The following is a 20618-nucleotide window of genomic DNA, read 5'->3' on the forward strand; positions in this document are numbered from 1 at the left end:
GCCATGGACAGTCAGGGCACTCAGGGCGGCATCACCGTGCAGCGCGCGCTGGAACTTCCGGGGCTGCGCGGCGGGCTCCCCGAGGTCGTCGCGGGCGCGGACCGGCTCCAGCGGACGGTGCGGTGGGTGCACGCGGGCGAGGTGCCGAACATCGCCTCGCTGCTCAAGGGCGGCGAGCTGCTGCTCACCACGGGGCTCGGGCTCGGGGCGCGCCCGGCCGAGCAGCGGGCCTTCGTGCGCAAGCTCGCCGAGCGGGGCATCGCGGCGCTCGTCGTCGAGCTGGGGCCGCGCTTCGCCCGGCTGCCCGCGGCGATCGTGGAGACGGCGCGGACGGCCGGTCTGCCGCTGGTGCAGCTGCACCGCGAGGTGCCGTTCGTGACGGTGACCGAAGAGGTCCACACGGAGATCGTCAACGGCCATTACGCGCTGCTCCAGCGGGCCGAGGAGGTGCACGGGCGGTGTACGCAGGCGCTGCTCGGCGGGGGCGGTGTGCCTCAAGTCCTGGCCGTCCTGGCGGAGTTCAGCGGCAACCCGGTGTTCCTGGAGACGGCGGACGGGCAGCTGCTGTACGCCGCCGGGGCAGGCACGGAGTGCGCGGACCCGCTCCAGGTGTGGGAGGGGCTGCGGGGGCGTTCCGTCGACCGGGACGGGCCGCCGGCGAGCGCCGTCATCGTCGATGTGCCGGGCGGCGGGCCGGGGCCCGGCTCGGTGCGGGCCCGGCTCGTACTGCTCGCCGTGGAGTCGGCGGCGCTGCCGGTGCACCGCATCGCGGCGGAGCGGGCGGCGAGCAGCCTCGCGGTGGTGCTGATGCAGGCCCGCCAGGAGGAGGAGCTGGCGGCGCGCGGCCGGGGCGACTTCCTGACCGACCTCGCGGAGGGGCGCATCACGGCCGACGACGCCCCGGCGCAGGCCCGCGTCCTCGGCTTCAGGCCCGGCCCGGCCGGGAGCCCGCTGCTGCCGGTGGTGATGCGACTGGCGGACGGGCTGCCGACCGGGGGCGGCTGGGCGGTGCTGGCGCGGGCGGTGGCGGAGGAGCTGGCGTCGGTGGGGGTGCCGGTGCTGCTGGGCGTACGTCCCGTCGAGGGCCGCGTGCCGCTGCTGCTGGGCCTGCGGTCGGAGTCGGAGCGGACGGCGGTGGCCGACCGGGTCGCCGCCGCGCTGCGGGCCGGGGTCGAGCGGGCCGGGATGCAGCGGCCCGGGGCGCAGCCGCCGGTCGTGGTGGTCGGTGTGGCGGGCGGCTGGGCGGCGGCGTCGGCGGGCCTGCGGCACGCGGCGGAGACGGCGGCGGCCGCACAGGGCCTGAGCGACCGCCCCTGGTACGACGCGCGGCGCCTGGACATCGATCTGCTGCTGTGGCGGCTGCACCGCCATGACGAGGACGGGGTCCTCGCGGCGTTCGTGGACCGGGCGATCGGGCCGCTGCGCGCGCACGACGAGCGTTCGAAGCCGCCGCTGCTGCCGACCCTCCAGACGTACTTGGCGCACGCGGGCCGCAAGGCGGAGACGGCGCGCGAGCTGCATCTGAACCGGCAGACTTTGTACAACCGCCTCGCCCGCATCAGCGAGCTGCTCGGCACGGACCTCGACGACCCGCAGACGGTCCTCGCGCTGAGCCTGGCGCTGCGGGCGCGCAGGCATGTGACGTAGGGCTCTGGCAGCTGTACGTCTCTGTCAGCTGAGGGTTTCTGGCAGCCAAAGGTCTCTGTCAGCCAAGGGCTTCTGTCAGCTGTAGGGAACCGGCTGGGTCAACTCGTCGTACACGCTGAGGACTTGGGTGACCGTGTCGTCCTCGGAGGGCCAGGTGGCGGCCTGGGCCGTGCCTCTGTCCCTCAGCTCCGCCCTGCGGGCCGGGTCGGCGAGCAGGCGTACGACGGCGGTGGCGAGGGCCTGGGCGTCGCCGTGCGGGACGAGTTCGGCGGCGTCGCCGACCAGGTCGGGCACGCCGCCGACCGCGGCGGCGACGAGCGGCACGCGCGCGTGCAGGGCCTCCTGGGCGAGGAGCGGGCGGGGCTCGGCGCTGCTGGGCAGCACCACCAGGTCGGCGGCGGCGAGGAGTTCGGGGACGTCGTCGCGGCGGCCGACCAGCCGGACGGGGAGCCGCTCGGTGTCGACGCGGTGCTGGAGGGCGGCCCGCTGCGGGCCCTCCCCCGCGACGACCAGGAGCGGCAGCGGGTCCAGGTGCCGCCACGCGCGCGTGGCGTCCATGAGGACGTCGTGGCCACGGCCCTGTTCGAGGGCGCCGACGGCGAGGACCAAGGGGCGGTCCACCGCGCCCAGTTCGGCACGGGCCTTGTGGCGGAGCCGGTCAGGTTCCTCCTCGGCGGCTTCGGCGAGGCGGCCGCGGCGGGGCGCGGGCAGCGCGACCGCCGCGAGGCGGGCGTCCCTCGCGCCCCTGCGGCGGGCCCGGTCGACGAGGTCGGACGAGGCGCCGAGGACCACGGCGGCGGCCTTGGCCACGCGCCGCTCCAGCAGCCGCAGGAGGTGGGCGCGGGCACCTGTCGCGTGCGCGCGGTCGTGCCAGGTGACGACGAGCGGCGTGGGGCGGCCGGCCAGGGCGAGGACGGCGCGGAGGGCGGCGTGCAGCCCGTGCGCGTGCACGAGGTCGGCGTCGGCGCAGGCCACGCGGAGGGCGGCGACGGAGGCGGGGTCGCCGCCGCGGGGCACGTGGACGTGGCGGGCGCCCGTGCCGGTGAAGTCGTAGGCGCGGGCTGCCTCGTCGGGGGCGCACACGGTGACCCGCACGCCCCGGGCGGTGAGCCCCGCGGCCAGCGACCTGACGTGGGCGCAGCTGCCCGCGCCGGTGCCGCCGAGTACCTGAACGGTGTGCAGCGGCGTCTGTCCGTGCGGTGGCTGTCCGTGCGGCGAGTGGCTGCTCACGTGGCTCACGCGGCCGGGGCTCCTGAGTCTGCGGCGGGCGGTTCCGCCAAGGATGCCAGCCGGGGTGCCGTTCCGGCACCGCGGAAAGGTCACTTCCGCGTGGGGTCGGGCAACTCTCCGGGCGCGATCACCCACACGGGTGAGGTGTAGCGCCTCGTAGGGGGCGCGGGGCTGTGTCGATTTGCGGCTCCGCCGCGGGGGCGCGCTCAGCTCACGAAAAGCCGCGGACGCGTCTGCCGGGTTACTGAGCAGACGCGTCTGCGGGTTTGCTGTGGTTGCTCGCGCAGTTCCTCGCGCCCCTAAACGGGGCGCCGGCCGAGGGTGCTCCAACCGTCCGACCTAGCGGTGGCGAGGAGTTCCTCGGCGTGGGCCCGCGCCGTCTCCGAGTCCTCCTGGCCCGCCAGCATCCGGGACAGCTCCCGTACCCGGTCCTCGCCCTCCAGGACCTGCACCCCGGAGCGCGTCACCATGCCGTCGTTCGTCTTCTCGACCAGCAGCTGCCGGTCGGCGAACGCCGCGACCTGCGGCAGGTGCGTGACGACCACGACCTGCGCCGACTTCGCCAGCCGCGCGAGCCGCCTGCCGATCTCGACCGCCGCCTTGCCGCCGACGCCCGCGTCGACCTCGTCGAAGAGGTACGTCGGCACCGGGTCCGTGCCCGCGAAGACCACCTCCACGGCGAGCATCACGCGCGACAGCTCACCACCGGAGGCACCCTTGGCGATGGGCCGGGGCGGTGCGCCCGGGTGCGGGGCGAGGAGGAGTTCCACCTCGTCGACGCCCGCGGGGCCGTACGCGACCGTGCGGCCGTCGACCACCACCCCGTCGGCCCCCTCCGGAACCTCCGTGCTGCTGATGGCGATCGACACGCGCGCGTGGGGCATCGCCAGCGACGCCAGCTCCTCGGTGACGGCCGCCGCGAACCTCGAGGCGGCCTCCTGCCGCGCGTCGGTCAACGCCTGCGCCAGCACCGCGAGTTCGGCCCGCAGCGCGTCCCGCTCGGCGACCAGCTCGTCCAGCCGGTCGTCGTCGCCCTCCAGCTCGGTCAGGCGTGCGGCGCCCTCTTCGGCCCAGGCGAGCACCGCGTCGATGTCGGCGCCGTACTTCCGGGTGAGCTGGTTCAGCGCGGCCCGGCGCTCCTCCACCGCGGCGAGCCGCAGCGGGTCGGCGTCGAGGTCATCGGCGTACCCGGCGAGTTCCCCGGCCACGTCGGCCAGCAGGATGCCGATCTCACCGAGGCGGTCGGCCAGGGCGGACAGGGCGGGGTCGTGCGCGCGCACGCTCTCCAGGGCCCTGGAGGCGCCCGCCACGAGCGTCGAGGCGTCGATGACCTCCGGGTCCTCCGGGTTGCCCGCGAGCGCGGCGTGCGCGGACGTGGCGGCGGAGGCGAGGGCCTCCGCGTGGCCGAGCCGCTCCGCCTCGGCGGCGAGTTCGACGTCCTCGCCCGCGCGCGGTTCGACGGCCCCGATCTCGTCCAGGCCAAAACGCAGCAGGTCGGCTTCCTGGGCCCGCTCCCGCGCGCGTGTGGTGATCTCCTCGACCTCGGCGGTGACGGCCCGGAGCCTGCGGTAGGCGGCCGTGTACTTGGCGAGCGGCACGGCGACCGCGTCGCCCGCGTACCGGTCGAGGGCGGCGCGCTGCCTGGCGGGCTTCAGCAGACCCTGCTGGTCGGTCTGGCCGTGCACGGCGACCAGGTCGTCGGCGAGTTCGGAGAGCAGACCCACCGGGACCGACCGCCCCCCGAGGTGCGCCCGGGACCGCCCCTCCGCCGAGACGGTACGGCTGACGAGCAGCGCCCCGTCGTCCAGCTCGGCCCCTGCCTCCTCCGCGCGCACGGCCGCCGAGGAGCCGGCGGGCACAGTGATCCGGCCCTCCACCACCGCCGACTTCGCGCCGATCCGCACCAGGGCGGGGTCCGCGCGCCCGCCGAGCAGCAGGCCAAGGCTCGTGACCACCATCGTCTTGCCCGCTCCGGTCTCACCCGTCACGGCGGTGAACCCTGGCGACAGCTCGACGACCGCGTCGTCGATGACTCCGAGCGACCGTATCCGCATCTCCTCCAACACGGACACGACCTTACGAGGTCGCGGGCCCGCCGTGCGACGGGCCCTGCGCCCGTTCGGTGAAGACGCAGGTGACGGCAGCGGGTCTCTGCCCACTGTCACTCGCGGGAGTGGGCCCCGCGAAGCCGCGCCGCGGCGCGTCGCGAGGGGGGTGGGGTTATCCCCCGCATGATCCACCGGCTCACCGCATGGCCCCCGTCCCACCCCCGGCACGACCATGATCCACATGGCAACAGGACTGGCAAGGGCGGCGCTGAGCGCGCACCGCCCGGCATTCGTGGGCACCGCGGTGGCCGCGCTCTTCGCGGCGACCGTGGTGAGCGCGTCGACGATGATGCTCAGCACAACCAGCACCGAGCGCACCGGCGGCACGGCCGGACTCTCCGCGCGAGCACGGCGGCAGATCACGGAGAACGGCGTCGGCGACATGGCGCTCGTCCTGTTGATCGGTTCTGTCTACATGTCGATTTTCGTGGTCGTCTCGACCATGGGCACCGCCGTCGCGCAGCAGCACCGCGAGCTGGCGATGGTGCGTTCGATCGGCGCCAGGCCCCGCCAGGTGCGCCGCGCGGTGGCCGTCCAGGCCCTCGCGGCCTCCGTCCCCGCCTCCCTCGCCGGCTTCCTGCTCGGCGGCCTGGGCGCCCGCTGGTGGCACGCGGGCATGGTCTCCCACGGGCTGCTGCCCGCCGAGGCCACGTTCCGCTTCAGCTGGCTCGCGCTGCCCGTGTGCGTCGGCGTGGCCGTGGTGACGACGACGCTCGCGGCCCTGCTCTCGGCGCTGCGCTTCTCCCTGCTGCGTCCGGCCCGCGCGCTCTCCGAGGCGGCGACCGGGCGGCGCGGTCTCGGCCTGCTGCGGGCGCCGCTCGGGGTGCTCGCGGTCGCGGGGGCCTGCGCCGTCTCCGTACTCCTGTCACGGCAGCCCGCGGCCGAGGCCAGCGAGGGAGCCTTCCTCGTCCTCATCCTCTTCTGCGTGGGCGCTGGTCTGCTCGGCCCGCGCATCGTCGGCCCGGCGGCCTGGCTGGTCTCGGCGCCGGCCGGCCGGTTCGGGCCGAGCGCGCGCCTGGCGATGCTCAACGTCCGCTCGCAGCCCCGCCGCTTCTCCGCCGCCGTCGTCCCTCTCGTCCTCGTCGTCGGCTTCGGCCTCACCAAGATCGGCATGCATACGACGGCCCAGCACCACACCGGCTCGGCTGGCAGCCCCGGCGAGGTCTGGCTCGACTACGTCGGCACCGGCCTCTACGCGGGCTTCGCCGCCATCGCCGCGGCGAACACCCTCGCCATGATCTCCTTCGAGCGCCGCCGTGACGTGGCGCTGCTGCGGGTGGTGGGCAGCCGGCGCGCCCAGGTGCGGGCCATGGCGGCCTGGGAGGCCGTGGTCGTCGCCGGGACCGCGCTGCTGCTCGGCGGCGCGATCGCGCTGGCCACGCTGGCGCCGATCCTCAGCACGGCGTTCGGCTCGGCCCTGCCGCACCTGCCGTGGCCGGTGCCCGCCGGGGTGGCGACGGGCACGCTGCTGCTGACCCTGCTGGCGACCGGGCTCCCGGTGCGGGCCGTGCTGCGCAAGCGGGCGATCGCGGTGGTCGGCGCGACGTGATCCCACCACCCGCGCCGCCCGATGACAGCGCACCGCCCGGCGACAGCGCCGCCCGGTACTAGTGCGGCGCCCCCCGCCAACCCGACACCGGCAGCGCGAACTTGGCGACGAGCCGGTCGGTGAACGACGCGTGGTGCAGCCGCGCGAGCCGCACCGGCACCGCGCCCCGGCGCACCTCCACCCGCGCCCCGGCGGGCAGTTCGACGGTGCGCCGCCCGTCGCACCACAGCACCCCGTGCGGCGTGTGCGGCTGGACCTCGACGGCGAGCACCGAGTCGGGCGAGGTCACCAGCGGCTTGGCGAACAGGGCGTGCGCGCTGATCGGCACCATGAGCAGCGCCTCCACCTCCGGCCACACCACGGGCCCGCCCGCCGAGAACGCGTACGCCGTCGAACCGGTCGGCGTCGCGCAGACGATGCCGTCGCAGCCGAAGCCGGTGACCGGCCGCCCGTCGATCTCCAGGACGACTTCGAGCATCCGCTCGGGCGACACCTTCTGGACGGCGGCCTCGTTCAGCGCCCAGTCGCGGTGCACGATGTCGCCGTTGCGGTGCACGATGACGTCGATCGTCATGCGCTCCTCGACCTCGTACGTCTTGGTGACCACGCGGTCGACGACCCGGTCGAGGTCGTCCCGCTCGGCCTCCGCGAGGAAGCCCACGCGCCCGAGGTTGACGCCGAGCATCGGCACCCCGGAGGCCCGCGCGAAGTCGGCGCCGCGCAGCAGCGTCCCGTCACCGCCGAGCACGACGATAAGCTCGCAGTCGTCGATGCAGTCGGCCGTGGCCTCCTGGACGGACTCGACCTCGGAGGGCAGCGGCAGGTCCGCCGCCTCCGCCTTGAGGACCCGTACGCCGATGCCGTGGCGCAGCAGTCCCTGGACGACCAGCTCGGCGCTGCGGATGGCCGCGGGCCGTCCGGTGTGCGCGAGCAGGAAAACGGTACGCGCTCTGGTCTGGGTCACTCGGGTCTGAGTCAACGGGGCCCCTCCGCCACGGCACGGTCAACGTCCGCCGGGTCGAGTTCGTCGGCCCCGGCGCGCAGCCACAGAAAGTACTCGACGTTCCCGGAGGGCCCGGGCAGCGGGCTGGCGGTCACCCCGCGTACCCCGAGACCGAGCCCCCACGCCTGACGTGCCACACCGCGCACGGCGTCGGCCCGCAGCTCGGCGCTGCGCACCACGCCGCCGCTGCCGAGCCGTTCCTTGCCGACCTCGAACTGCGGCTTGACCATGAGCACCAGGTCCGCGTCGGGGGCCGCGCACCGCACGAGGGCGGGCAGCACCAGGCCGAGCGGGATGAAGGAGAGGTCGCCGACGACGACGTCGACGGGCACGCCGTCGATCGCCTCCAGCGTCAACTCCCTGACGTTCGTGCGGTCCTTCACGGTGACCCGGTCGTCGCTCTGCAGCGACCAGGCGAGCTGGCCGTACCCGACGTCGACGGCGACGACGTGCGCGGCACCGGCCCGCAGCAGCACGTCCGTGAAGCCGCCGGTGGAGGCGCCCGCGTCGAGCGCGCGCCTCCCCTCGACGACCAGCCCCTGCGGCACGAACGCGGCGAGGGCGCCCGCCAGCTTGTGGCCTCCCCGCGAGACGTAGTCGGGATCGCTGTCGTCCTGCGAGACCACGATCGGGGCGGCCGTCTCCACCTGGGTCGCGGCCTTGGTCGCGACGGTCTTGCCGACCGAGACGCGGCCGGCGGCGATCAGCTGGCTCGCGTGCTCGCGCGAGCGCGCGAGCTTCCGGCGGACGAGCTCGGCGTCGAGGCGGCGTCGTGCCACTCCTGCCACGTTCGGTTCAGCTCCTGTTGTCAGATGATGCGGGCGCCGTTGCCGGAGCCGGTGGACCGGGGCGCTGGTCGAGCGCGGTCAGCGCGTCGCGCAGTCCCCGGTGTACATCCTCGTACACCTCGCTGTGGCCGTCCGTGGCGAGGTGGTCGGCGTCGCCGAGCCGGGCGAGGCAGGCGTCCACGTCAACGTTCCCCGTGGGGGTGCGCTCGACGCCGAGGGGCGCGGGGGCGGCGGGGTCGTACGAGGGTTCGGCCGCCGGTTCGCCCGGCAGTTCGTACGACGATTCATCCGGAACCTGAGGCTCCGGCTCCACCGTCTCCCCCTCTGCGGGGCCCGCGTGAGAGTCGCTCATGGCACGACGCTACCCCGAAGCGCTGCGGTACCGTCGATCACGATGGCGACCATGGCGGAGTGCCGCGCGGCACTCGACAGACTCTCGGACACCCTCGCGTCCGCCGACGGCGACGTGCGGGGCGCCGCTGCCCTGAACCGCTCGCTGAGCTGCCGTATCACCGACCTCGACACCACCTTCACCGGCCGTCTCGAGAACGGCCGGATCACGGTGCTCGACACCCACCCGGGCCCACCCCGCGAGAAGGCCGAGATCCGCCTCGCGATGACCGGCGACGACCTGGTCGCGCTGGTGGACGGCGAGCTGAACTTCGCGAAGGCGTGGGCCTCCGGCCGGGTCAAGCTGGAGGCGGGCTTCCGGGACCTGCTGAAGCTCAGGTCGCTGCTCTAGCCGGTGTTGGCTTTGGTCAGCGGTCTGCGCCCGGCGCGGGCCACCGGGATCACCAGCGGCGTCCCGCTCTCCGGATCGTCGATGATCTGGCACTGGATGCCGAACGTCTGCTCGACCAGCTCCGCCGTGACGATGTCGGCGGGCGCGCCCTCGGCGATCACCGCGCCGTCGCGCAGGGCGATGAGGTGGGTGGCGTAGCGCGCGGCGTGGTTCAGGTCGTGCAGGACGGCGACGAGGGTGCGGCCCTGCTGCTCGTGCAGCTCGGCACAGAGATCCAGGACGTCGAGCTGGTGCTGGATGTCGAGGAACGTCGTCGGCTCGTCGAGCAGCAGCAGCGGCGTCTGCTGGGCGAGCGCCATCGCGATCCACACGCGCTGGCGCTGGCCGCCGGAGAGTTCGTCGACGTAGCGATCGGCGAGTTCTCGTACGCCTGTCGCGTCCATCGACTCGTCGACGACGCGTTCGTCCTCCTTCGACCACTGCCGCAGGAGCCCCTGGTGGGGGTAGCGGCCGCGCGCGACCAGGTCGCCGACCGTGATGCCGTCGGGTGCGATGGACGACTGCGGCAGCAGGCCGAGCGTCTTGGCGACCTTCTTCGCGGGCATCGACTGGATGACGCTGCCGTCGAGCAGCACGCGTCCCGCGGCGGGCTTGAGCATCCGGGACAGGGCGCGCAGCAGCGTGGACTTGCCGCACGCGTTGGGGCCCACGATCACGGTGAAGGAGTTGTCGGGGATCTCGACGGACAGCTTCTCCGCGATGACGCGCTGGTCATAGCCGAGGGTGACGTCGTCGGCGATGAGCCGGTTCACAGCAGCACGCTCCTGGTCGTGGGGTGGTACGAGGTCATGGTCACGGCGGGTTTCATGGTCACCGCGGGTTTCATGGGTGCCCTCATATGCGCCCCGCCTTGCGCTGCGTGACGAGCAGCCACAGCAGATAGCCGCCGCCGAGTACGCCGGTGACGACGCCGACGGGCAGCTGGTCGGCGCCGAAGGCCCGCTGCGAGGCGAAGTCGGCGACGATCAGCAGGGCGGCGCCCATGAACATCGCCGGCATCAGGTTCGGGCCGGGCGAGCGCGTGAGGCGGCGGGCCAGCTGCGGCGCGGTGAGCGCGACGAAACTGACCGGACCGGCGGCGGCGGTGGCGGCCGCGGTGAGCAGCACGGAGGCGGTGAGCAGGACGAGACGGGTGCGTTCGACCCGTACCCCGAGCGCGTTCGCGACGTCGTCGCCCATCTCCAGCATCCGCAGCGGACGCCCGTACACGAGGACGAGCGGCACGAGGACGGCGCAGAGCGCGAGCAGCGGCCAGACCTGCTCCCAGTCCCGGCCGTTCAGGGAGCCGGTCATCCAGACCACGGCGCGGGCCGCGTCGACGAAGTCCGCCTTGGTGAGCAGATAGCCGTTGATCGCCGTGATGAAGGCGGAGACGCCGATCCCGACGAGGACGAGCCGGTAGCCGTGCACCCCGCGCTTCCAGGCCAGCAGGTAGATGGCGAGGCCGGTGACGAGACCGCCGACGAGCGCGCCGCCCGCGACCGCGGTGGCGCTCCCCTGGAACAGGACGATCATGGTGAGCGCGCCGGCGGTCGCGCCCTGCCCGAGGCCGAGCACGTCGGGGCTGCCCAGCGGGTTGCGGGCGATGGACTGGAAGAGCGCGCCGCCGAGTCCGAGGGCGGCGCCCACCAGGAGTCCGACGAGGACCCGCGGCAGCCGCAGTTCGTTGATGATGAACTCCTGCCCGGCGTTGCCGTCGCCGAGCAGGGTCCGTACGACGTCCGCGGCCGGGATCTCGAAGTCGCCGGTGCCGATCAGGACGACGCTCGCGGCGAGCGCGGCGAGCAGGAGCAGGGTGACGACCACGGTCGTGCGGACGTCGAGCCGGACGGAGAGGCCGCCCCGGGTGCGTAGCGCCTTCACAGCTGGGCCACCTTCCGCCGCCGTACGAGAAAGATGAAGACGGGCGCGCCGATGACGGCGGTCACGATGCCCACTTGCAGCTCGGAGGGCCGCGCCACGACCCGCCCGACGACGTCCGCGCCGAGCAGCAGGACGGGCGACAGGACGGCCGCGTACGGCAGAATCCAGCGCATGTCGGGCCCGGTGAAGGAGCGCACGACGTGCGGCACCATCAGGCCGACGAACACGATCGGCCCGCAGGCGGCGGTCGCCGCCCCGCACAGCAGCGTCGCCGCCGCCATCGACAGCGCGCGCGTGCGCGTGAGGTGGGCGCCGAGCGCGCGGGCGGTGTCGTCGCCCATGGCCATGGCGTTCAGCGGCCGGGCGAGACCGAGCGCGAGCACGGTGCCGATCGCGAGGAAGGGCAGGACCTGCCGGATGGTCTCCATGTTGGCGGAGGCCAGCGAACCGACCGTCCAGAACCGCATCTTGTTGAGCGCGGCACCGTCCATGATCATGACGGCCTGGAGATAGCCGTAGAGCGCGGCGCTGATCGCGGTGCCGGCGAGCGCGAGCCGCACCGGCGTCGCGCCGCGCGCACCGCCCAGGAGGTAGAGCAGGACGCCGACGAGTGATGCCCCCAGGAAGGCGAACCACACGTACCCGCTCAGCGAGGTGACGCCGAAGAAGCTGATGGCGGTGACGACCGCCGACGACGCCCCGAGGTTGATGCCGAGGAGCCCGGGGTCGGCCAGCGGGTTGCGGGTGAGCGCCTGGAGGACGGCGCCGGAGAGCCCGAGGGCGGCCCCGGCGAGCAGCCCGAGCAGACTGCGCGCGAGCCGCTCCCCGACGACCACGTCGCCGTACGTCCCCGAGTCGTGGAACAGCCCGTGCCAGACCTGGCCCAGGGGCATCGACTTGGCGCCGATCGCGATGCTCGCGAGGAAGACGAGCAGAAGGACGGCCGCCGAGACGACCAACCCGATCGTGCGTATCGCGAGGCGTCTGGGAGGCGCGGGAGCGGTCTCCGCGCGGGCTTCTGGAGGACTGTCGACCAACACCGGGTTAGGTTAGCCTACCCTCGCACCCCTCGACGCAGGTGGTGCGCCCGCCGTCCGGGCCGACCACGTCGTCCGCGCCCCTGCCCTGAGCGGCTCGCCGCCGCCGTCGAGAAGTCGAAGAGGCTCACGCGATGACCGACTCCCCGTACCAGTACTTCGATGTCCAGGTCCTGCGCGCCGAGCACCTGACCCCCGCCATGATCCGCGTCGCCTTCGGCGGCCCCTACCTGCGGCGGATGGCGTCCGGCGGCCGGGACCAGCGCATCAAGATCTTCCTGCCGCACCCCGGTCAGGACGCCCCCGTCATGCCGGCCACGGACACCGGCGACGCCTCCGACTGGTACGCCGCATGGTGCGCCCTCGACCCCTCGGTACGCGGCATCATGCGCACCTACACGACCCGCGAGCTGCGCCGCGACCCCGACGAGCTGATCGTCGACTTCGCCGTCCACGGCGCGGCCCCCTCGCCCGCCGACGGCCCCGCGACCAGCTGGGCACGGACCGCCCGGCCCGGCGCCCGCATCGGCGTCCTCGCCCCGGTCGAGGAGGAGAACGCGGCATACGACTTCCGGCCGCCGCAGGACACCGACTGGCTGCTCCTGACCGCCGACGAGTCGGCGCTCCCGGCCGTCGCGGCCATCCTCGAGACCCTGCCGCCCGCCCTGCCGACACGCGTCTGGATCGAGGTCCACGACCTCGCCGACCGCCAGCCCCTGCCCACCAAGGCGGACGCGGAGATCCACTGGCTCACCAGGGAGGGCACCACCCCGCACGCCATCCGCGGCACCACCCTCCCCGAGGGCACGCCCTACGCCTGGGTCGCCGGCGAGTCCTCGACCGTCAAGGCGGTCCGCCGCCACCTGGTCACCGACCGCGGCTTCGACCGCAAGCGGGTGTCGTTCTCGGGCTACTGGCGCAAGAACACGACAACGGACGAACTGATCGACCGCGGGGAGAACCCGTGAGCGGGGGCAGAGCGGAGGCGGCCGCCGGTCCGCGCGAGCCAAGGGCCCGACACGCCAGTCCAGCGTGAGCCAAGGGCCCGCCAAGGCCCCGGAACCACCGCCGCCCGCGACCCGCACCGCGAGCGGCAACCTCCACCCCGCGACGACCGCGCCCGGGCTAATCCCCGGCCCACGACGACTCGCCCCCGGGCTACACCCGAGCCGCGACGCCCCGGGCCCGAGCTGACCCTCGAGCCGCGCCAACCCGCGCCCGGGCTACAGCCGACCCACGACGACCCGTGCCCGGGCTACACCCCGACCCACGACGACTCGCCCTCGGGCTACACCCGAGCCACGACGCCCCACGCCCGAAAGACACCCCGCGCCACAACAACCCGCGCCCGGGTTAACCCCCGGCCACGACACCTCACCCCCGGGCTACACCCCGAGCCACGACAACCCGCGCCCGAAAGACACCCCGCGCCGCGCCAACCCGCGCCCGGGCTACATCCGAACCGCGACAACTCGCCCCCGGGCTACACCCGAACCGCAACAATCCGCGATCGAACTACACCCGACCCACGACAACGCACCCCCGAGCTAACCCCCGAGCCGCGACACCCCTCCCCCGAACTACACCCCGAGCCACGACGCCCCGCCCCAGAACTACACCCCGAGCCGCGCCAACGCCTTGCTCGCATCCAACTCGCACACCCCGTCCCCCGCCTCCGTCCACGCCGCCGCGCACAGCGCCCGCAGCCCGTCCATGGCCTCGCCCTCGCCGTCCAAGGCCAGCTCGCCGCCCCGCACCGCGGCCGTCCAGCCGCCGCAGGCGAAGCCGCCGCCGTCCACCTGCGCGACCTCGGGCTGCCCGGTGAGCATGCCGCGCAGATCCGCGTCCACGTACGTCGGCCGGTGCTCGGGCCGCGCGGCGACCAGCTGCGCGCCGTCCGTGACGCCCGTCAGCACGAGCAGCGAGTCCACCTCACCGCGGAACGCCCCCTCGATGTCCGTGTCCAGCCGGTCCCCCACGACCAGCGGCCGCTCGGCCCCCGTCCGCAGGATCGTCTCCCGGTGCATCGGAGGCAGCGGCTTGCCCGCCACCTGCGGCTCGGCGCCCGTGGCGATCCGTACGACCTCCACGGCCGCGCCATTGCCCGGCGCGATACCCCGCGCACTGGGGATCGTCAGGTCGGTGTTGGACGCGAACCACGGCACACCCCGCGCGACCGCGTAACTGGCCTCGGCGAAGCGCCCCCAGGCCAGGTCCGGCCCGCCGTACCCCTGCACGACCGCCACCGGATCGTCGTCCGCCGACTCGACCGGCTCGAGCCCCCGCTCCCGCAGTGCGACCCGCAGCCCCTCACCACCGATCACCAACACCCGCGCCCCCTCGGGCACTTGCTCACTCACGAGCCGGGCCACGGCCTGCGCCGAGGTGATGACGTCCGAGGCGTCCGTCGCGATCCCCAGCTCCGACAGATGCTCCGCCACCGCGTCCGGCGTACGCAGCGCGTTGTTCGTCACGTACGCGAGGTGCATCCCGCCCTCGCGCGCGGTCCCGAGCGACTCGACGGCGTACGCGATGGCATGACCGCCCGCGTACACCACCCCGTCCAGATCGAGCAGAGCCGTGTCATAGGCCTCGCTCAGCGCCCGGCTGCTGCCCCCGGGCCGCGTCCTGGCGCTCCCGCCCCCACCCTGGCCTGCGGTCTGGCTCATTACACATCGCTCCTCGCTCGATCCCACTCCCCCGATCATCGCTCATGCCACTGACACACATACGATGCCCCAATGAACACAGCGGGTCACACGGACGCAGCCGGCCTCGACCTGATCCCGTTCCGGGGCGTGCGCTACGTCCCCGAACAGGTCGGCAGTCTGGCCGCGGTGACCTCACCCCCGTACGACGTGATCGTGCGCCCCGACGGCCTCCTCCACCTGGAGTCCGCCGACCCGCACAACATCGTCCGGCTGATCCTGCCGCAGGCCACCAGCCCGGCCGCCCGCAACCAGCAGGCGGCGGACACCCTGCGCTCCTGGCTCCGCGAAGGCATCCTCGCCCCGGACGCCGAGCCGAGCCTGTACGTCTACGAACAGCGGGACAGCGAGATCCTCCAGCGCGGCATCATCGGCGCGCTCCGCCTCTCCGAGGCCGCGGAGGGCATCGTCCTGCCGCACGAGGACGTCATGCCGCACGTTGTCGAGGACCGCGCCGCCCTCATGCGGGCCACCTCCGCCAACCTCGAACCGCTCCTGCTGACCTACCGCAGCGACAGCGGAGACGCGAGCGAAGGCGACGGAGGGAGCGACGGCGAGGCCCCCGGCGCCAGGGGCATCATCGAACGCACAGCCGAACGCGCGCCCCTCCTCTCCACGATCACCGAGGACGGCTTCCAGCACCGCCTGTGGTCCGTGACGGACCCGGCGGAGATCGCCCAGATCCAGTCAGGTCTGGCTGCCCACCAGGCCCTGATCGCGGACGGCCACCACCGCTGGGCCACCAACCTGCGGCTGCGCGCCGAGCACCCCTCGCCGAGCGCGTGGGACTACGGCCTGGTCCTCCTGGTCGACACCGCCCGCTACCCCCTGCGCGTCCGCGCCATCCACCGCTACCTCCACCGGCTGCCGGTCTCCGAGGCCCTCGCCGCCCTCGGCGACTCCTTCCGCATACGCACCGTCGAGGGCCCCCTCGGCCACGCGCTCGACGCCCTGGCCGAGGCCGCCGCCAAGAGCAACGCCTTCGTCCTCGCCGGCGACGGCGCCTTCCACCTCGTGGACCGCCCCTCCCCGGACCTCCTCGCCCGTACGATCCCGGGTGACCACCCGGAGGCCTGGCGCACCCTGGACGCGACGGTCCTGCACGCCACCCTGCTCGACCATGTGTGGCGCATCCCGGACACCCCGGACCACATCGCGTACATCCACGACACCGCGGCGACCGTCGAGAAGGCCGAGCGCGACGGCGGCACGGCGATACTGATGCACCCGGTGCGCGAGGAGGTCGTCCGCGACCTGGCCCGCCAGGGCGTGACGATGCCCCGCAAGTCCACGTCGTTCGGCCCGAAACCGGCCACGGGCCTGGTCCTGCGCGCCCTGGCCTTCTGACGTACGAACCACTCGCACGCCCCGGATACGAGAAACGGGCGGGTCCCCTCCAGGGGACCCGCCCGTTTCCGTACCGCTGATCAGTGCTTGTCGTCGTCCGAGCCGACGTCACCCGAGCCGGTGGACGCGTCTTCGGCCTGCTCGACGTCGTCCGCGTCCGTCACCACCTCAAGGTGCGTGACGTGCTCGGCGTCCTCGTCGTCCTCCACCAGAGCGTCGACGAACTCGACACCGTCCATCTCGGCGAGCCGGTCCGACGCGTCGGTGCTGCCGTCCTTGTCGGACTCGACGACCTTCGCGAACCACTCGCGCGCCTCGTCCTCACGCCCGGCCGCGAGGAGCGCGTCGGCGTACGCGTAACGCAGCCGCGCGGTCCAGGGCTGCACCGAGTTCGAGGCGAGCTCGGGGCTCTGCAGCGTGACGATGGCGGCGTCGATCTGGTCCATGTCACGACGGGCGCCGGCGGCGACGAGCCGCATCTCGACCTGTCCCGCCTTGTCGAGCTTGTGCACCTCGGGCGCACCGGCCATCTCCAGCGCCTTCTCGGGCCTGCCGAGCCCACGCTCGCAGTCCGCCATGACGGGCCACAGCTCGACGCTGCCGGTCATCCGCCGCGCGGCCCGGAACTCGGCGAGCGCCTCGCTGTACTTCTGGTTGGCATACGCGGCGAAGCCGGCCGCCTCGCGCACGGCGGCGACCCTGGAGGCCAGTCGCAGGGCGATCCGCGAGTAGGCGTAGGCCTGCTCGGGGTCCTCGTCGATGAGCTTGGCGACCATCACCAGGTTCCTGGCGACGTCCTCAGCGAGCCCCTTGGGAAGGCTCTGCAGCTCCTGCTGTACGTCCTTGTCGATCTCGTGCCCGGTGACGTCGTCCGGGATCGGCAGCCGCTTGATGGGCTCGCGCTCACGGTCCCGGTCGTCACGCCCGCCGCGGTACCCACCGCGGTCCCCGTCACGCCGGTCGTCACGCCCACGGAACCCACCGGGACGCCCGCCCCCACGGCTGTCGTCACGCCGCGGCCCACGGTCATCGCGCCCGCGGTACCCACCGCCACCACGGTTGTCGTCCCTACGGAACCCACCACGGTCGTCACGGCGGTCACCGCCACGGTCATCACGCCGGAAGCCACCGCGGTCACCGCCGCGGTCGTTGTCACGGCGGTCGTCGCGCCGGTCATCACGACCGCGGAAGCCACCACGGTCTCCGCCGCGGTCGTCACGTCGGTCATCGCGTCGGTCGTCACGGCGGAAGGCCGGCCGCTCATCGTCGCGGCGGAAGCCACCACGGTCACGGTCGCCACCGCGCTCGTCGCGACGGGGCCCGCTGGGACGGTCGTCACGGCGGTCGTCACGGCGGGGCCCACTGCTGGGACGGTCGTCGCGACGGAACGGCGGACGCCCACCACCATCACGCTCATCACGCCCGCGGAAGCCACCACCACGGTTGTCATCACGACGGAACCCACCACGGTCCCCGCCACGCTCATCACGACGATCGTCACGTCGGTCATCGCGACGGTCATCACGGCGGAAGGCCGGCCGGTCCCCGTCACGGCGGAAGCCACCACTGTTACGGTCGCCACCGCGCTCATCGCGACGGGGCCCGCTGGGACGGTCGTCACGGCGGTCGTCACGGCGGGGCCCACTGCTGAGACGGTCGTCGCGACGGAACGGCGGACGCCCACCACCATCACGCTCATCACGCCCGCGGAAACCACCACCACGGCTGTCATCACGACGGAACCCACCACGGTCCCCGCCACGCTCATCACGACGATCGTCACGTCGGTCATCACGGCGGAAGGCCGGCCGGTCCCCGTCACGGCGGAAGCCACCACGGTCACGGTCGCCACCGCGCTCATCGCGACGAGGCCCGCTGGGACGGTCGTCACGACGGTCGTCACGGCGGGGCCCACTGCTGGGACGGTCGTCGCGACGGAACGGCGGACGCCCACCACCATCACGCTCATCACGCCCGCGGAAGCCACCACCACGGTTGTCATCACGACGGAACCCACCACGGTCCCCGCCACGGTCGTTGTCACGGCGGTCGTCGCGCCCGCGGAAGCCGCCGCGGTCGCCACCGCGGTCGTTGTCCCGCCGCGGACCCCCGCGGTATCCGCCCCGGTCGCCACCGTCCCGGCCGCGCTGCTCTCGGTCCGGTCGCTCGTCGGGAGAGTTGGTGGACATCGGTGACTCCTAGTCTTCGGTACCGCAGTCATTCTCGCGCAGCCAGGGTGCCGGCGCGCTTCGACAAAAAACAAAAGGACCCTTGGTCCCAGCGTGGACGCTGGGACCAAGGGTCCTCCAAAAATTGTTCGGCGGCGTCCTACTCTCCCACAGGGTCCCCCCTGCAGTACCATCGGCGCTTTGAGGCTTAGCTTCCGGGTTCGGAATGTAACCGGGCGTTTCCCTCACGCTATGACCACCGAAACCCTATGAAATATCCCGCCGTGAAGCCGGGATCTCAAACAGGGCAGCGAACAAGCACACTTTTAAATTAAATAGTGGACGCTGTTCAGCCGACACAACTGTTCGTTGTTTCAGAACCAACACAGTGGACGCGAGCAACTGAGGACAAGCCCTCGGCCTATTAGTACCAGTCACCTCCACCCGTTACCGGGCTTCCAGATCTGGCCTATCAACCCAGTCGTCTACTGGGAGCCTTAACCCCTCAAAGGGGGTGGGAATACTCATCTCGAAGCAGGCTTCCCGCTTAGATGCTTTCAGCGGTTATCCTTTCCGAACGTAGCCAACCAGCCATGCCCTTGGCAGGACAACTGGCACACCAGAGGTTCGTCCGTCCCGGTCCTCTCGTACTAGGGACAGCCCTTCTCAATATTCCTACGCGCACAGAGGATAGGGACCGAACTGTCTCACGACGTTCTAAACCCAGCTCGCGTACCGCTTTAATGGGCGAACAGCCCAACCCTTGGGACCGACTCCAGCCCCAGGATGCGACGAGCCGACATCGAGGTGCCAAACCATCCCGTCGATATGGACTCTTGGGGAAGATCAGCCTGTTATCCCCGGGGTACCTTTTATCCGTTGAGCGACGGCGCTTCCACAAGCCACCGCCGGATCACTAGTCCCGACTTTCGTCCCTGCTCGACCCGTCGGTCTCACAGTCAAGCTCCCTTGTGCACTTACACTCAACACCTGATTACCAACCAGGCTGAGGGAACCTTTGGGCGCCTCCGTTACTCTTTGGGAGGCAACCGCCCCAGTTAAACTACCCATCAGACACTGTCCCTGATCCGGATCACGGACCGAGGTTAGACATCCAGCACGACCAGAGTGGTATTTCAACGGCGACTCCACACACACTGGCGTGCATGCTTCACAGTCTCCCACCTATCCTACACAAGCCGAACCGAACACCAATATCAAACTGTAGTAAAGGTCCCGGGGTCTTTCCGTCCTTCTGCGCGAAACGAGCATCTTTACTCGTAGTGCAATTTCACCGGGCCTATGGTTGAGACAGTCGAGAAGTCGTTACGCCATTCGTGCAGGTCGGAACTTACCCGACAAGGAATTTCGCTACCTTAGGATGGTTATAGTTACCACCGCCGTTTACTGGCGCTTAAGTTCTCAGCTTCGCACACCCGAAAGTGCACTAACCGGTCCCCTTAACGTTCCAGCACCGGGCAGGCGTCAGTCCGTATACATCGCCTTACGGCTTCGCACGGACCTGTGTTTTTAGTAAACAGTCGCTTCTCGCTGGTCTCTGCGGCCACCCCCAGCTCAGAGTGCAAGACTCATCACCGGTGATGGCCCCCCTTCTCCCGAAGTTACGGGGGCATTTTGCCGAGTTCCTTAACCATAGTTCACCCGAACGCCTCGGTATTCTCTACCTGACCACCTGAGTCGGTTTAGGGTACGGGCCGCCATGAAACTCGCTAGAGGCTTTTCTCGACAGCATAGGATCATCCACTTCACCACAATCGGCTCGGCATCAGGTCTCAGCCTTATGTGCGACGGATTTACCTACCGCACGGCCTACACCCTTACCCCGGGACAACCACCGCCCGGGCTGGACTACCTTCCTGCGTCACCCCATCACTCACCTACTACCACCTTGGGTCAGCGGCTCCACCACTTTCCTTTCCCCGAAGGGTCCGGAACGGCTTCACGGCCTTAGCATCAATGGGCTCGATGTTTGACGCTTCACAGCGGGTACCGGAATATCAACCGGTTATCCATCGACTACGCCTGTCGGCCTCGCCTTAGGTCCCGACTTACCCTGGGCAGATCAGCTTGACCCAGGAACCCTTAGTCAATCGGCGCACACGTTTCTCACGTATGTATCGCTACTCATGCCTGCATTCTCACTCGTGAACCGTCCACCACTGCCTTCCGGCGCAGCTTCACCCGGCACACGACGCTCCCCTACCCATCCCAGCCCCCGTTGGGGGTATGTGCTGGAATGACACGACTTCGGCGGTACGCTTGAGCCCCGCTACATTGTCGGCGCGGAATCACTAGACCAGTGAGCTATTACGCACTCTTTCAAGGGTGGCTGCTTCTAAGCCAACCT

At 71.8% G+C, this 20618-nt stretch carries 15 protein-coding genes, 2 rRNA genes and 1 pseudogene (1 of these 18 running past the window's edge); 5 read left to right on the plus strand and 13 right to left on the minus strand.

The annotated features are described in order from the left end of the window. Window positions 1-3: 3 nt before the first annotated feature. A complete protein-coding gene (locus tag J2N69_RS07200) occupies window positions 4-1647 on the plus strand; it encodes a PucR family transcriptional regulator (protein WP_230899989.1) in 1644 nt (547 codons plus the stop codon). A gap of 75 nt (window positions 1648-1722) precedes the next feature. Here J2N69_RS07200 and J2N69_RS07205 read toward each other — a convergent pair whose 3' ends face one another. Next, complete coding sequence (locus tag J2N69_RS07205; RefSeq protein WP_230899990.1) at window positions 1723-2886, minus strand: glycosyltransferase family 4 protein; 1164 nt, start codon at window positions 2884-2886, stop codon at window positions 1723-1725. A 290-nt stretch (window positions 2887-3176) separates the two neighbouring features. Next, window positions 3177-4931 (minus strand): DNA repair protein RecN, encoded by a 1755-nt coding sequence (gene recN, locus J2N69_RS07210; protein ID WP_230904619.1) that lies wholly within the window; start codon window positions 4929-4931, stop codon window positions 3177-3179. 235 nt (window positions 4932-5166) lie between these two features. On the opposite strand from recN, the gene J2N69_RS07215 reads away from it, so the two are divergent. Beyond that, complete coding sequence (locus J2N69_RS07215) at window positions 5167-6534, plus strand: FtsX-like permease family protein (RefSeq protein ID WP_230899991.1); 1368 nt, start codon at window positions 5167-5169, stop codon at window positions 6532-6534. A 58-nt stretch (window positions 6535-6592) separates the two neighbouring features. On the opposite strand, the gene J2N69_RS07220 is transcribed toward J2N69_RS07215, so the two are convergent. The 3 genes from J2N69_RS07220 to J2N69_RS07230 are packed head-to-tail and all read right to left on the minus strand — an operon-like array spanning window position 6593 to window position 8677. Then, window positions 6593-7498 carry an NAD kinase gene (locus J2N69_RS07220; protein WP_205037376.1) on the minus strand — a complete coding sequence of 302 codons (906 nt, stop codon included), beginning with the start codon at window positions 7496-7498 and terminating at the stop codon, window positions 6593-6595. Between the two features lie 11 nt (window positions 7499-7509). Beyond that, window positions 7510-8325, minus strand: coding sequence for a TlyA family RNA methyltransferase (locus tag J2N69_RS07225; RefSeq protein WP_230899992.1), 816 nt, complete (start codon window positions 8323-8325; stop codon window positions 7510-7512). Between the two features lie 7 nt (window positions 8326-8332). Then, window positions 8333-8677 carry a hypothetical protein gene (locus J2N69_RS07230; protein ID WP_230899993.1) on the minus strand — a complete coding sequence of 115 codons (345 nt, stop codon included), beginning with the start codon at window positions 8675-8677 and terminating at the stop codon, window positions 8333-8335. A gap of 42 nt (window positions 8678-8719) precedes the next feature. On the opposite strand from J2N69_RS07230, the gene J2N69_RS07235 reads away from it, so the two are divergent. Continuing rightward, on the plus strand, window positions 8720-9067 hold the full coding sequence (locus J2N69_RS07235; RefSeq protein ID WP_230899994.1) for an alkyl sulfatase C-terminal domain-containing protein: 348 nt from the start codon (window positions 8720-8722) through the stop codon (window positions 9065-9067). Here the strand turns inward: J2N69_RS07235 and J2N69_RS07240 are convergent. The 3 genes from J2N69_RS07240 to J2N69_RS07250 all read right to left on the minus strand — a co-directional run bounded on the left by J2N69_RS07240 (window position 9064) and on the right by J2N69_RS07250 (window position 12030). Then, window positions 9064-9879 carry an ABC transporter ATP-binding protein gene (locus J2N69_RS07240; RefSeq protein WP_230899995.1) on the minus strand — a complete coding sequence of 272 codons (816 nt, stop codon included), beginning with the start codon at window positions 9877-9879 and terminating at the stop codon, window positions 9064-9066. The genes J2N69_RS07235 and J2N69_RS07240 overlap by 4 nt on opposite strands. 82 nt (window positions 9880-9961) lie before the next feature. Then, window positions 9962-10990, minus strand: coding sequence for a FecCD family ABC transporter permease (locus tag J2N69_RS07245; protein ID WP_230899996.1), 1029 nt, complete (start codon window positions 10988-10990; stop codon window positions 9962-9964). Next, entirely contained in the window at window positions 10987-12030 is a 1044-nt protein-coding gene (locus tag J2N69_RS07250; protein ID WP_230899997.1) for a FecCD family ABC transporter permease, read from the minus strand. The genes J2N69_RS07245 and J2N69_RS07250 overlap by 4 nt, the downstream gene beginning before the upstream one ends. Window positions 12031-12161: 131 nt before the next feature. Between J2N69_RS07250 and J2N69_RS07255 the strand changes: the two genes are divergently transcribed. Beyond that, window positions 12162-12995 carry a siderophore-interacting protein gene (locus J2N69_RS07255; protein ID WP_230899998.1) on the plus strand — a complete coding sequence of 278 codons (834 nt, stop codon included), beginning with the start codon at window positions 12162-12164 and terminating at the stop codon, window positions 12993-12995. A gap of 645 nt (window positions 12996-13640) precedes the next feature. Here the strand turns inward: J2N69_RS07255 and J2N69_RS07260 are convergent. Continuing rightward, entirely contained in the window at window positions 13641-14696 is a 1056-nt protein-coding gene (locus J2N69_RS07260; protein ID WP_230899999.1) for an HAD hydrolase-like protein, read from the minus strand. 72 nt (window positions 14697-14768) lie between these two features. On the opposite strand from J2N69_RS07260, the gene J2N69_RS07265 reads away from it, so the two are divergent. Next, the gene (locus J2N69_RS07265) at window positions 14769-16082 is read left to right on the plus strand and encodes a DUF1015 domain-containing protein (RefSeq protein ID WP_230900000.1); all 1314 of its coding nucleotides are present in this window, start codon (window positions 14769-14771) and stop codon (window positions 16080-16082) included. An 80-nt stretch (window positions 16083-16162) separates the two neighbouring features. Here J2N69_RS07265 and J2N69_RS07270 read toward each other — a convergent pair whose 3' ends face one another. The 4 genes and pseudogenes from J2N69_RS07270 to J2N69_RS07285 form a co-directional block, all read right to left on the minus strand. Then, window positions 16163-16966 carry a tetratricopeptide repeat protein gene (locus tag J2N69_RS07270; protein WP_230904620.1) on the minus strand — a complete coding sequence of 268 codons (804 nt, stop codon included), beginning with the start codon at window positions 16964-16966 and terminating at the stop codon, window positions 16163-16165. 546 nt (window positions 16967-17512) lie between these two features. Next, window positions 17513-18118 (minus strand): annotated as a pseudogene (locus J2N69_RS36815) (tetratricopeptide repeat protein); the annotation flags it as partial. 279 nt (window positions 18119-18397) lie between these two features. Continuing rightward, window positions 18398-18514: ribosomal RNA gene (gene rrf / locus J2N69_RS07280) — 5S ribosomal RNA — on the minus strand. A 140-nt stretch (window positions 18515-18654) separates the two neighbouring features. After that, window positions 18655-20618: ribosomal RNA gene (locus tag J2N69_RS07285) — 23S ribosomal RNA — on the minus strand (it continues 1160 nt past the right edge of the window).

This window comes from Streptomyces huasconensis (assembly GCF_021028635.1).
GTDB lineage: Bacteria > Actinomycetota > Actinomycetes > Streptomycetales > Streptomycetaceae > Streptomyces > Streptomyces huasconensis.